Here is a 13,211-nt window from a genome sequence, read left to right on the forward strand (position 1 = left end):
TGAGCCTACTCGCTCGCGCTGGCCGGCGTGAGGGCGAGCAGGCGAGGGGTCTTGACCGCATAGGCACCGTCGCCGAGCAGGGCCTGGACGATCAGGGCCACGGCCCAGAACGCCGGGAATTCCCAGCCGCCGTTCGGGTTGCTGTAGAGCCAGCCGTTGGCCCCGTGCACCAGGAAGATCGCGCCGAGCAGGATTGGCAGGGTGGCAATGGAGACGAGGCGGGTCGCGAAACCGGCGATCAGCGCGGCGCCGCCGCCGATCTCGGCGAGGATGGTGAGATAGGCGAAGATGGCGGGCAGGCCGAGGCTCCCGAAAAAGCCGACTGTGCCGGCTGGCGTGAAGACGAAGAGCTTGAGCGCGCCGTGCGCGATGAAGAGCACGCCGAGGGAGAGACGAAGCAGGAGCGCGGCATAATCCGCATTCGAGGTGTTGGTCATCGGGGCATCCTTTCTGTTTCCGGAGCGGCATCGCGCGCCGTCGATGACTCGAGAATTAATTATGGCGGAAATTAGTTATAAGAGCGTCTTTTATTGAATGATAATAAACATTATGTTGCAAATATGGATTCGATCGAGCAGATGCGCATGTTCGCGGCGGTGGCGGCCACCATGTCCTTTTCCAGGGCGGCGGACCGGCTCGGTACCAGCGCCCAGAATGTCAGCAAGAACATTCGCGCTCTGGAGGACGAACTCGGCGTTCTCTTGCTTCACCGTACGACGCGGGTTGTTACCCTGACGGAAAGCGGACGCGCCTATCTGCCGCGCTGCAACCGTCTCGTGGAGGATTTCGACGAAATTCGCGCCGCCATGCGGGACGAAGGCGGGACGCCGAGCGGCAATCTCGTGGTCACAGCACCGCTGACCTTCGGCGAGGTTCACCTGTTGGGAGCGGTCGAGAAGTTTCTTGCCGCAAACCCGCAGGTCACGCTCGATCTCCGTCTGACCGACCAGCATCTCTCGCTGATCGACGAAGGGATAGACCTCTCGATCCGCATCGGACAATTGCAGGATTCCACCCTGATCTCACGCAAGCTTGGAGAAACACGGCTGATCGCCTGCGCGACACCCGCCTATCTGGACGCCCACGGCACTCCCGCGCATCCGACGGATCTGACGGCCCATCGCTGCATCTTCGATACCAACCGGCGCGCATCCGCGCAGTGGAGCTTCCGCGACGGCGCGGAGGCCCTGAGCGTTCCGGTCAATCATCGGGTCCGGGTCAACGGGGCGTCCGCCGTCCGGCAATTGATCCTCTCCGGTGAGGGGATCGGGATCGTGCCAAGCTACATTGTGGACGGCAATATCCGGGCGGGCGACCTTGTGCCTGTGCTTGAGCGCTACGAAGGAGACCGTTTGCCGATTTCCATCCTCTACCTCGCAAACCGCCACCTCTCCCGCAAGGTGCGTGCTTTCATCGATATTGCCGAGGCCGAAATCCGGGCCTGCCCGGATTGGAACGCGGTCTGACACCGAATCGGGTCGCGACTGCAACCTTACCGTCATCAAACGGTCAATCTAATCCTGTAGAGTCCCGCGACTTAACAGGTGAGCGGCTCCATCTTCAGGGGCCGGGCCAGCTATTGACCGAATTGGATAGAGCGATGCGACAGGCGTTCAAGCGTGCGATGTCTACCGCCGCCGCGCTCGGCGTGGTTGCGGGGCTGATGCTCTCCGGACAGGCTCCGGCCGCGGAAAGTCTGAAGATCGGTATCCTCGGCGGGATGGCCGTCGAAAACGGATTTGAGGCGCAAGAATGCCTGATGCGCGACCTTGCGGACCGGCTGGGGCTGCCGGTGACGGTGAATGCCTTCGCGTCCGGCAAGGCCTTGCATGATGCCTTGATCGCCGGTGAGGTCGATGTCGCTTCGCTTTCGCCACGTGCTTATAGCGCGCTCTGGCGGGCGAGCGCGGCTGCGGTTCAGCCGGTCCTGGCACCGAGCGGTCGGGGCGGCTCCAAAGGCTACCGTGCGGTCGCCCTGTCGCTGCCGCAATCGGACATCACGACGCTCGACGCTCTCAAGGGCAGGGAAATCGGCTTTGCCGATCACAGATCCCTGCCGGGATACTTCGTGCCGTCCGTGGCGCTCGAGCGGGACGGTTTCAAGACCGAGAACGAGGTCCGTACCGTGCAGTTCAGCGGCGGTCATCACGCCAATCTGACCGCGCTGGAAAGCGGCGCGATCGATGCGGCCTTCACTTGGGTGACGGACAGCGGCAAAGCGGCGTCCGATCCGCTGCAGAGCTTCAAGTCCGGGACAGAGGGGTCTCCCTTCGTCGAAGTCTGGCGCTCCTCCCTGATGCCAAACGGTCCGATTGTGCTCCGCAAGGCGCTCGCCGAGGACGTCAAGCAGGTCGTGACTGACCGGATGGCCCATATCGGCGAGACCGCGCCTGATTGCCTCGCCGCTGCTTTCGGGCGCCCGATCACCGGTCTTTTCCCGGTCGACCATGCCGACTACGAGACCTTCATCGAGGCCGATCTCAAGCGGATCTCGCTTTCCGTAGCCAGCAACTGAGCGTCGCCGCCGCCTCTGCGGGCTTCATGAAACTGAAGCAAAAGCGTCACGCAAACGACCCTCTCGATTGATACCAACGCCGAAGTCGGTTCTCGCGCGGTGTGATCTTTCCCTGCCGTTTGTCCGAAATTCCGGCCTCTCACGGGGGCGGCCCCGGAGGGCTTCAGCAAAGCCCCGCACGGCGCGAGATTCAGGAGTGGGCATGATCGAGTTCAAAAACGTTACCAAAGCCTTCGGAAACATGGTCGCGGTCGATTCCGTGACCTTCACGGTCGACAAGCCGCAGATGATCGGAGTGATCGGACGGTCCGGCGCGGGCAAGTCGACCTTCCTCCGTCTCTTCAACCGTCTGACACCCGCGACCTCGGGGCAGATCCTGGTCGAGGGAACGGACGTGCTCAGTCTGAAAGGCAATGCCAAGCGGCGTTGGCAGAAGGACTGCGCGATGATCTTCCAGCAGTTCAATCTGGTTCCGCGCCTCGACGTCGTCACCAATGTGATGCTCGGCCGGCTGAACCAGCACGGCACGCTGCGGTCCATGTTCAAGATCTTCTCGCAGCGCGATATCGACGATGCGCTTGCGGCACTCGACCGGCTCGGTCTTGCCGAGCGGGCGCTACAGCGGGTGGAAACCCTTTCCGGCGGACAGCAGCAGCGCGTCGCCATCGCGCGCGGTCTGATGCAGGAGCCGAAAATCATCCTCGCCGATGAGCCGATCGCCTCGCTGGATCCGCTGAGCGCCGAGGTGGTGATGGGCTCGCTCCGGGAAATCCACGACCGCGACGGCATCACCGTGATGTGCAACCTGCATACACTCGACACGGCGCGCGCCTATTGCGACCGGGTCATCGGCATGGCGCAGGGCAAGGTCGTGTTCGACGGCCCGGCGGACGCGCTGACGCCGGAGGCCGCGCGCGAGATCTACGGCGCCGAAGAGGGCCTCAACGAGTCTGTGACCTCGACCAGCATTTCCAGCGGCGCGCCGGTGCGCGCCAGATCCAATCCCTCAGCGGCGGGCCAGGGGGCCCAGGTTGCTGAGGCGAATGCCGCCACGGCGTGATCCCGGCCGAGAGCTGAGTCCGTGCGGCAAATGCAACCTAGGGAGTTATTAGGGATGAAGTTCGTTCGCAATTTCGCGATGGCGGCTGCCGTCGCCATGACGGCGTTCGGCGCTGCCGACGTCCATGCTGAAGACAAGATCTCCGAGTTCCGCATCGGCGTGCTCGGCGGTGAAAACCAGTCCGACCGTCTGCGCTCCAACGAGTGCGTGCGTTCCAAGGTCGAGGCGCTGCTCGGCGTTCCGACGAAGATCTTCGCGCCGGCCGACTATAACGGCGTCATCGAAGGCCTGATCGGCCGTAACCTCGATATGGCCTGGCTCGGTGCTTCGGGCTACGCCAAGACCTACATCACCGATCCGGAAGCGGTCGAGCCGGTCCTGGTCAAGATCAATGCCGACGGTTCCATGGGGTATCATTCCATCGGTTTCGCCCGCGTCGACAGCAACATCAAGTCGCTCGACGACATGAAGGGCAAGAAGTTCGGCTTCGGCGATCCGAACTCCACCTCCGGCTACCTGATCCCGTCCATTGAAATCCCGGCGGCCGGCTTCCCGATGGAAAGCGGCGACTATTTCGGTGAGGTCGTTTTCACCGGCGGTCACGAGCAGACCATCGTCGCGGTTGCCAACGGCGACATCGACGCCGGCGTGACCTGGGCCGACGGCCTCGGCGAGTGGGAAGAAGGCTACAACAGCGGCGCGCTGCGCAAGGCCGCCGACGCCGGTCTCGTCGACATGACCCAGCTGGTGCAGATCTGGAAGTCCAAGGTCATTCCGGAAGGCCCGGTCGTGCTCCGCAAGGACCTGCCGTCCGACGTCAAGCTGAAGGTTACCGGCCTGATCGCCGGCCTCGCTTCGCTCGATCCGGAATGCGCCTACAGCTTCATGGCCGGTGAAATCAAGGGCATGGCCCCGGTTTCCCACGAGACCTATGAAGTCATCATCGAAGCGCGCAAGCGTAAGATGAAGTAAGGAACGCGCAGGCGTTTCCTCAAACGATACGGTTCGGGACCGCGCCTTTGAGCGCGGTCCCGACCGGATCCCGGGGACAAGGTCTCCGCTCCGTTTCTCAAGCAGGATATTCCCTATGGTCGATGTGATGCGCCAGGACTTGCTCGCGCTCGAAGGCCGCCGCCGGCTCTATACCGGGCTCTCGGTGGTGCTTCTGATCGCCGTCGTGGCCGCGGGTTATCGCGAAGCATCAGCGCTGAATTCCGGCGGATTCCTTCAGGGGCTGCTGAAATTCTTCGACTATCCGTCGCAGATTGTGATGCAGGCTTGGGATCAAGGCTGGGAATTCTGGTCTCTGTTTCCAAAGTTTCTGCCTGCCCTGATCGAGACCATCAATATTGCGGCCGTTGCGACCATCATCGGGGCGGTCTTCGCCACCGTCCTGTCTCTCGCCTCGAGCCGGAACCTTGAGGTCCCGGCAGCGATCATCCCGGTCGTGCGCCGTATCATGGACATCATGCGCGCCTTTCCGGAGCTGATCATTGCTCTTTTCCTGATCTTCGTGCTCGGCGCCAGCCCGGTTCCGGCCGCCATAGCCGTCGCCTTTCATACCTCGGGAGCGCTCGGCAAGCTGTTCTCCGAAGTGAACGAGAATATCGACGTGAAGCCGCTCGAGGGGCTGAAGGCGACCGGCAGCAACTGGCTGCAGCGGGTCCGCTTCGGGGTCATTCCGCAGGTGCTGCCGAACTACAGCAGCTATTTCCTCCTGCGCTTCGAAATCAACGTGCGAGCCTCCGCAATTCTTGGTTTCGTCGGCGCCGGCGGTATCGGCACCGAGCTCAGCCGTGCGATCGGATGGGGGGCCGGCTCCGAGGTCGCTGCGCTTTTCCTGATGCTGTTCCTGTCGATCGTCGCGATCGACCAGTTGTCCTCCTATCTCCGCCGCCACTTCGTCGGCGCCGAGAATTTCAGCTAAGCGGAGGGACACATGGTCGCCGCAACAGAGCAAAGCACCGCCCTTATGGCCGAGACCGTCCGTGTTTCCGTCAGGAAGGCATCTACCGTACCCATGCTGTTGTTGGTGGGGGTGGCGCTTTACCTGATCTACGCCTGGAACGCCTTCGACATTACGGCGCTGCTGGAGCGTGCGCAGCTCTCCAAGGGGGCGTTGCTGATCTCCGACTCGGTCGCCTACAAGACCCATGTGACGAAGAATCTCCGGCGCGGCGATTTCGAGGTCGCGATCGAGGGCGAGCGCCACGCGACCTACAAGGACCTGCCGGACTGGGTGCGGGGCGATGCCGACAAGTTCTCCGTCGATCTCGGCGACGGCTATGTCGTCCGGGTGGAGGACAAGAGCCTCGCATTCGAAGTGCCGGGCTACGGCACGATCCGCTCGGAACTCGTCGGCAAGAAGATCGTGACCGAGCTCCCCGAGGGTCCGGTGCCGGACTGGCTGAAGGCGCGGGATGTGAAGCTCGACGCCCGCCCGACCTTCTCCCGCCGGGTGCAGATGTCCCGGGCGAAGATCGAGATCCACAAGTTCGACTATGGCTGGGAGAATTTCTGGTTCCCCTTCACCTCGGTGCTGCACGGAAAATCGTTCGGTGAGCTGCTGGAGATTGCCGGCTCTCCCGAGCGCCTGGATGCGGACATGCCGAACTGGCGGTTCATTCTCTCAAGCTTCTGGGGCAACCCGGAATGGCAGCACGGTATTGTGGCCGTCGCTCTGTTCGAGACCATCCTGATGGCCGTACTCGGCACCGTCACGGCAGCCGCCTGCGGCCTCCCGCTCGCCTTCGTCGCCGCTTCGAACTTCAACCCGAACGGCACCTTGCGTTTCGTCGTGCGGCGGATCTTCGATTTCGTGCGCGGCATCGACATGCTGATCTGGTCGCTGATCTTCATCCGGGCCTTCGGGCTCGGCCCGCTGACCGGCTCGCTTGCCATCGCCTTCACCGATACCGGCTCGCTCGGCAAACTGTTCTCGGAGGCGCTGGAGAATATTGATCGCAAGCAGGTCGAAGGCGTCGAATCCACCGGCGCCAACCGCTGGCAGCGTTACCGTTTCGGAGTCATTCCGCAGATCCTGCCGGTCTTCACCTCGCAGTTTCTCTACTACGTTGAGTCAAACACCCGCTCCGCGACGGTGATCGGCGCGCTCGGCGCCGGCGGTATCGGGCTTGTCTTGGTAGAGACAATGCGGACCCAGCGGGATTGGGAGAACACCTTCTATATTATCGGTCTGATCATTGTGATGGTGTTCATCATGGACAGTTCATCAAGCTGGCTCCGGAGGAAGCTGATCGCTGGCGGGGAGAAGCGCTGAGTGCTGATCAGTGGGCAGCGGCGTTTCGCTCTGTGAGCCAGCCCGTGATCTGCTCCAGCGGCATTGGGCGTCCGATAACAAAGCCCTGACCTTCTTCGCAGCCAAGGTTCCGGACCTCGTCGAGGGTCGCATCGTCCTCGATGCCCTCGGCAACCACCGTTAGGCCGAGCTTGTGCGCCAAGGCAATCGTAACTTCGGTCACCGATCGGCATTCGGGATATTTCAGCAGACCCCTGACGAACTTCTGGTCGAGCTTCAATTCGGAGAACGGGATCCGCACCAGTTGCTCCATCGAGGAGTAGCCGATGCCAAAATCATCGATCGAGAGATGAAAACCTTTCATTCGCAGCCGTGTCAGGATGTCGATCGACGCTGCGGCATCCGCCATGACGGCTGTTTCCGTGAGTTCCAGGGCGACATGGCCAGGCTCGATACGGTGCCTTCCGAAAAAATTATAGAGCTTTTCCGGAAGTTCCAGATCGTAGATCGATGCGGCGGAAAGATTGATAGACATACGGGGCGAAAATCCATTCTCCCTCAATTCTGACAGATCTCCGCACGCTTGGGATATCACGTACTCGGTCAGTGGGCCGATCAGGTTGGACTGTTCCGCCTGCGGGATGAAGTTGGCGGGGTTTACAAGTCCGTGTTGTGGATGATTCCAGCGGAGAAGTGCCTCGACGCCGGACGGCGTTTCATCCGCAAGGGAAATCTGCGGTTGATAGAACAGCACGAATTCATCCTCTTCCAGCCCGCGTCTGATCTCGTCGGCGCTGTGTGCAGAGACGGGTTGCCGGCTTGCACGCGCTACGGTGCCTTGTTTGCGAGAACGTCCGAAATCGAATCCAGCTGGATGGGTTTGTGCAGGACACCAAGCACAGAAATGCCGCGCTCCTGCGCGATCTCTCGACCGGCTTTCAGTAAGGCCTCGTCTCCACCGCTCATCAGCACGACCGAGCTTCTCGAGCCGTTTTCGGAAAGGAATCTCAATACTTCGATGCCGTCCATGTCCGGCATGAAAAGGTCGAGAAAGATCACGTCCGTCTCGTTCGAATAGGCGGAGGCAAACTCCTTCGGTGTCGTCGCGAGTTCCGGGGCGTGTCCAAGTTCCTCGACCGCGTCCGCGACGAATGCCGCGAAGTCGGGTTCATCGTCGACCACCAGAATTTTGAGCGTCATGACGAGATTTCCTCGTCAAGGGCGGCTCTGACCGCTGTCGCGAGGGTGCGGTTCGAATAGGGTTTGGCAATCAGCTTGGCTGCCCAGTGCTGCGCCTCTTCGGGATTGAAGGCATGGCCGGTGAAGCCCGAGGTCAGCAGCTTTTTCACCCGTGGCCGGATTTCGGCGGCCTTTTCGATCAGCTCGATGCCGTTCATTTCCCCGGCCATGATGAAGTCGGAGAAGATAAGGTCGATTTCACCGTCCCCATTGAGAATCTCAAGGGCCGCTGCCGGTGAGACGGCGGTCCGGACCGAATAGCCGCGTTCTTCGAGAACGCTCCTGGCGATATCCAGCAGGCCCTCTTCGTCGTCGACGACCAGGATTGTCTCCGTGCCTCCCCGAATTGTTTCTGTGTCGTCGGCACGGTCTCCGATCCGCGAGCCGGTTCCTGTGCCCGTATGAGACGGGAGGTACAGCTTAAAGCTGGAGCCGGTGCCTTGCTCCGAATAAGCGAGGATGTGACCGCCGGAGCGCTTTGCGAAGGCGTAGACCATTGGCAGGCCGAGCCCGGTGCCTTTTCCGGCGGGCTTTGTGGTGAAGAACGGATCGAATATTTGGTCGAGTGTCTCCCTGGACATTCCGCTTCCGGAGTCCGAGATGTCGATTTGGGTATATTGTCCGGGGGCGAGCCCGGCCAAAGCCAGCCTTTCACCCGGCTCAACGGTTCGCGCGGAATTCGCAATTCTTATGCGACCGCCCTTTGGCATTGCGTCCTTCGCGTTCATGACGAGGTTGATGATGGCGTCTTCGAGGTCGGAGCGGTCGCATTCGACTGGCGGGGCGTCTTCCGTGAGGTCCGTTTTGACTTCGATATTCGCGCTGAGGGAGCGACCGATCAGATCCTCCAGGCCAGAGATGATTTCGGTCGTATCGACGATGTCGAGCTGCTGGGCTTCCGGTGCCTGGCGCGAGAAGTCCAGCAGCTTGCGGGTGAGCCCCGCGCCGCGCTTTGCGGCGCCGATGGCCTTTTCGACCTGCTGGAAGAGGCGGCTGTCCGGCTCGAGTTTTCTCTGAATCAGTTCGAGATTGCCGAGGACGATGCCGAGCAGGTTATTGAAGTCATGTGCGATACCGCCGGAAAGCTGCCCGATGGCATCGAGCTTGGTGGACCGGCGCAGCATGGTTTCGAGGCTTTTCTGGGTGCTCAGGTCCGTCAGGGAGCCGATGAAACGCTGCTCGTTTCCGACATTCATTTCCGCGACGCCGAGATGGATCGGGATTTCGTCTCCGTTCTTGGTCAGCCCGCTGACTTCGCGTCCGGTGCCGATGATCTTCTTTTCGCCGGTCTCGACAAAGTGCTTGATAAATCCGTCATGGTCGCGTGCATACCGTTGCGGCATCAACATCGAGACGTTCTTGCCCAAAACTTCCTCGGCACGATATCCGAACATTTGCTCGGCCTTCGGGTTGAAGGCCTCGATGCCGCCATGGCGGGAGATTTCGATGACACCGACGGTCATGCTATCGAAGGCGACCCGGGTTCGTTCCTCCGCATCGGCCAGTTTTTGAGCTCTGTCGAGGCGCTCGGTCACATCCGTCGCGGTCCCTCGATATCCCCGGAACCGGCCACTATTGTCGAAGACTGGAACGCCGCTCGCCGAGAGGGCTACCCGTTCTCCATCTTTTGACCGGGCCCTGTATACGAAGTTCTTGAACGGCTCGCGGTTTTTAAGCTTTTCCCGGAGCTGTAGCCATTTCTCGGTGCTTGTGCTTTCGTCGGCGGAGTCCTCGCGTCGCATGCCAAGGACCTGCTCCACGCGCAGCTGGGTGTGCGGCCTCGCGCTGTCGTCGACGCTGACATACCGAAAGTTCTCGTCCTGGACCCAGAGCCAGTCGGAAGCGGAATCCGCGAAGTCCTTCAGCTTCTTCCGCTCGGAATCTAGCGCATCGACCACGTTCACGGCTTCTCTCCGTGCAACGACCGTTCCGAGCAAGCCGACAACGGTCGCGATCAATATCACTATCAAGATGGTCTGGATGAAAGGCGCATTGACGTCCGAGACGCGGACCTCCGCAACGGTCAGGAGATCCGTACCCTTGACCGGCGCGTAAGCGATCAGAATGTCTTCGCCGATTCTGCTTTGGAAACGCGCTGTTCCGGTTGCGCCTTGAAAGCCCTTTGCAAGGGCCTCTCCATATGGCGTCCCAAGGAAGACCTCTTCGTCGTGTTCGCGCGCTTCTCTGCGCCCGTCTATGTTCTGGTGGACGATTGCTACAAAGCGGTCGCCGGAGGCCCTGCGGAAGAGAATGAGCTCTCCCGCCGCGCTCAGTCCGTCTTGGGAGTCAAAGGCCTCTCGCGTCTGGTCCAGCGTTGCGGCCAACGCGCCATCCGGATGGTCACTTGCACTGAACTTCCGGTCGAATGCCGCGACGGAGGCGATCAGGTTGGAGACAATGCGGACTTCGTCCTGCAAGTGGTCTCGTTCCCGCTGGAGATGCGTCTCGTGCAACAGGTAAATGCTGGAGCCGGTCGAGACGCCGCCGACTGCGAGAAGCGCAAGGACGATCCGACCTACGATGCCAACCTTGGGGCTCATTCGGAACGATCCTTCTCAGAGGGCTGACTTGTCTCCTAAAGATTTGGCCTGAGTTAGTTAAAATAGATTTAATTTGGAGAATATTTTGATAAAATTATAATGTATAATTGTAGTTCCGCTCAGATGAATTGACCTGCTCAATAACCAAATTTGATAGATGGGACCGATAGTTTTTTTCGCTGGACCAAGCCTTTAGGCATCGATCTGACATTTGGAAACTCGGAGAGGCCAAGAAGATTTTTTTTGGAAAAATTGTGTCGCCATATGATGCAGTTTTCTGATTGAGATTAATTTTTTGTTAGGAAAACAAGTTTTAGATGCATCTGTTTAGTGCTCTGCGGTTGGGGCGGAGCATATGCGGCTCTCTCAAATTGGGGACGACTTTTGAATAGGGCGTCACGCCTTGGTGAGGCGTGTCGTTTCGGCGCCATTAAGGGAGCGTGAGTTGATGAGGTCACCGACGGGTAGACGATCATTCTGCAGGTTCGTCGCGGCATGCTTCCTGTTTGCTATTTCGAGCACCTGTGTCCTTGCAGCGGACACCCAAGCACGCAAGCCGCTTTTTCTCGGCAATCACAGCATTCCACCATTGATTTATCATGTGAACGGAGAGGCGCGTGGCCTCGTCGTCGATGTCATGCGAGAGCTCGCCGGGATCAGTGCGGAGCCACTCGCGTTCGACACTGACGATTGGAGTCGCGCCCAGGATAGGGTCAAGGAAGGAGAAGCGCAGGGCCTCGTCCAGCTCAACAAAAACGCTGAGCGTGAAGAGTTTCTCCTTTTTTCCAAGCCACTTGTGACATCGGAATTCACGATCTTCCGGCGGCATGACCGGTCCGACATTCGAGATCTACCCTCATTGTACGGAAAAACAGTTGGTGCCGAAGCCGGCGGATTCCCCCGTTCGATACTGGCGCGTCATCCACAGATCTTTGTCGATAGAATTGACTCTTGGGCAGAAGGTTTCCGGAGGGTACAGCGGGGAGAGTTGGATGCCGTGCTCGTCGACCGCTGGGTCGGCGAGTTCATTCTCGCGGAGGAAAAGATCTCCGGCGTCACTGTCGTCGACCCTCCGGTAGAGACACTCGAATCGCACATCGCCGTAAGGCGCGATTTGCCCGAACTTCTCGCTGCGGTCAACGACGGGTTGGACCGCCTGCGTGCGAACGGCACCATGGACCAAATCCTATCCCGCTGGCGCGGCGAGAGGGTGATCTATGTGACCGAAAGCGAGTATTTTCTCTCTAAGATTGTGTACGCTCTGTTTGCCTTGCTTTGCGTGATGGCGTTCGGGCTTGTTTGGGCCTTGTCGGAACGCCAAAGGGCTTTTGATCGACTGCGCGGGCAAAGGGACCTGCTCGAAGCGAGGGTGCAGCAAAGAACCTCAGAACTCCGAACTGAAAAGGAACGGGCCGAGGCCGCGGTCGAATCCAAATCCCAGTTCCTGGCCAATATGAGCCATGAACTCAGGACGCCGCTGAATGCGGTGATTGGATTTGCCGAGCTTATTGAATCCAAACTCGAGGTCGGCGATGCACATGGAACGGTTCGAGGCTATGCGGGTCATATTGGTATATCGGGCCGGAACCTGCTGCGTCTCATTAACGATCTTCTGGATTTCTCGAAAATCGAGTCCGGCCGGCTTGAGATAGTTGAGGAGCCTTTTGTCCTCAATGACCAGATAGAGGCGATCCAAGCGACTTTCGAGATGAAAGCGAGGGAACAGCAGGTAACGCTGACCGTTCATGCGCCCGAGACACGGTGCGTGTTGGTGGGGGACGAGGGACGCTTCAAGCAGATCGTCTGCAATCTTGTCGACAACGCCATCAAGTTTGCGCCGGGTGGAGAGGTCTCGATGACAGTATCGGTGCATCCCGAAGCGGACGGCTATTCCATGATCGAAATTGTTGTCGAGGACAATGGCATCGGTATTCCGGAAGCTAAGGCCGATGCCGTTTTTGCACCCTTCTCACAAGCGGATGCGTCGATCACCCGGCAGTATGGCGGTTCCGGGCTTGGTTTGCCGATCTCGCGGCGGCTCGCGCGGATCATGGGCGGCGACATCACGGTGGACAGCAGATACGGGGCGGGAAGCCGCTTTGAGTTCACTTTACGGCTCACCGACGTGAGTCATCTATACACGTCTTTCGAAAGTCTCAAGGAGTCCGCGAACCGAAAGGACGGAGCCAGTCTTGGATTGTCCGTCCTGATCGTCGATGACGTGGAGTCGAACCTTGCTGTCACGGAATGCTATCTAAAGGAGCTCAGGTGCGAGGCGCACAAGGCCCGGTCCGGTGAGCAGGCGATCCACTGGGCCAGAGTGCGCTGCCCCGACGTCGTCTTGATGGATATCAACATGCCGGGCATGGACGGGATTTCCGCAGCACGCGCAATCCGCGATATTCCCGGTCGCGAACGGCTGCCGATCATCGCCTGGACGGCCGATGTGACTTGCCGAAGCAAGCTCGATCAGTCGGGTATCGATTGGGCTGGAACGATTTTCAAGCCGGCGACGAGAGACATCCTCTTGCGCCAGCTCCGATCCATTCCGACTCAATCCAGCTCGTCAAGCGGCTTCGTATGATTGGCCGCTGCTTC

At 60.0% G+C, this 13,211-nt stretch carries 11 protein-coding genes; 7 read left to right on the top strand and 4 right to left on the bottom strand.

The genetic code is table 11. The annotated features are described in order from the left end of the window. Positions 1-5: 5 nt before the first annotated feature. Complete coding sequence (locus tag NUH88_RS15780) at positions 6-437, bottom strand: DoxX family protein (protein WP_257767358.1); 432 nt, start codon at positions 435-437, stop codon at positions 6-8. Positions 438-560: 123 nt separating this feature from the next. On the opposite strand from NUH88_RS15780, the gene NUH88_RS15785 reads away from it, so the two are divergent. The 6 genes from NUH88_RS15785 to phnE (NUH88_RS15810) all read left to right on the top strand — a co-directional run bounded on the left by NUH88_RS15785 (position 561) and on the right by phnE (NUH88_RS15810) (position 6,855). Beyond that, positions 561-1,466 (top strand): LysR family transcriptional regulator, encoded by a 906-nt coding sequence (locus tag NUH88_RS15785; protein WP_257767359.1) that lies wholly within the window; start codon positions 561-563, stop codon positions 1,464-1,466. Between the two features lie 134 nt (positions 1,467-1,600). After that, positions 1,601-2,515, top strand: coding sequence for a phosphate/phosphite/phosphonate ABC transporter substrate-binding protein (phnD, locus tag NUH88_RS15790; protein WP_257767360.1), 915 nt, complete (start codon positions 1,601-1,603; stop codon positions 2,513-2,515). Positions 2,516-2,717: 202 nt separating this feature from the next. After that, positions 2,718-3,575 carry a phosphonate ABC transporter ATP-binding protein gene (phnC, locus tag NUH88_RS15795; RefSeq protein ID WP_257767361.1) on the top strand — a complete coding sequence of 286 codons (858 nt, stop codon included), beginning with the start codon at positions 2,718-2,720 and terminating at the stop codon, positions 3,573-3,575. 54 nt (positions 3,576-3,629) lie between these two features. Next, positions 3,630-4,547, top strand: coding sequence for a phosphonate ABC transporter substrate-binding protein (gene phnD / locus NUH88_RS15800; RefSeq protein WP_257767362.1), 918 nt, complete (start codon positions 3,630-3,632; stop codon positions 4,545-4,547). Between the two features lie 115 nt (positions 4,548-4,662). Beyond that, positions 4,663-5,502, top strand: a complete 840-nt coding sequence (gene phnE / locus NUH88_RS15805) for a phosphonate ABC transporter, permease protein PhnE (protein WP_257767363.1) — start codon at positions 4,663-4,665, stop codon at positions 5,500-5,502. Between the two features lie 12 nt (positions 5,503-5,514). After that, positions 5,515-6,855 carry a phosphonate ABC transporter, permease protein PhnE gene (phnE, locus tag NUH88_RS15810; RefSeq protein ID WP_257767364.1) on the top strand — a complete coding sequence of 447 codons (1,341 nt, stop codon included), beginning with the start codon at positions 5,515-5,517 and terminating at the stop codon, positions 6,853-6,855. Between the two features lie 7 nt (positions 6,856-6,862). Here the strand turns inward: phnE (NUH88_RS15810) and NUH88_RS15815 are convergent, their stop codons facing one another. The 3 genes from NUH88_RS15815 to NUH88_RS15825 are packed head-to-tail and all read right to left on the bottom strand — an operon-like array spanning position 6,863 to position 10,613. Next, positions 6,863-7,618, bottom strand: a complete 756-nt coding sequence (locus NUH88_RS15815) for a putative bifunctional diguanylate cyclase/phosphodiesterase (protein ID WP_257772234.1) — start codon at positions 7,616-7,618, stop codon at positions 6,863-6,865. A gap of 44 nt (positions 7,619-7,662) precedes the next feature. Continuing rightward, on the bottom strand, positions 7,663-8,034 hold the full coding sequence (locus NUH88_RS15820) for a response regulator (RefSeq protein WP_257767365.1): 372 nt from the start codon (positions 8,032-8,034) through the stop codon (positions 7,663-7,665). Then, positions 8,031-10,613 carry a hybrid sensor histidine kinase/response regulator gene (locus NUH88_RS15825; RefSeq protein ID WP_257767366.1) on the bottom strand — a complete coding sequence of 861 codons (2,583 nt, stop codon included), beginning with the start codon at positions 10,611-10,613 and terminating at the stop codon, positions 8,031-8,033. Before NUH88_RS15825 ends, NUH88_RS15820 begins: the two co-directional genes overlap by 4 nt. A gap of 448 nt (positions 10,614-11,061) precedes the next feature. Here NUH88_RS15825 and NUH88_RS15830 point away from each other — a divergent pair, with 448 nt between their 5' ends. After that, positions 11,062-13,197: an ATP-binding protein gene (locus NUH88_RS15830; RefSeq protein ID WP_257767367.1), complete on the top strand. Its 2,136-nt coding sequence runs from the start codon at positions 11,062-11,064 to the stop codon at positions 13,195-13,197. The last annotated feature ends 14 nt before the right edge of the window (positions 13,198-13,211 follow it).

This window comes from Nisaea acidiphila (assembly GCF_024662015.1).
In the GTDB taxonomy this organism is placed as follows: domain Bacteria; phylum Pseudomonadota; class Alphaproteobacteria; order Thalassobaculales; family Thalassobaculaceae; genus Nisaea; species Nisaea acidiphila.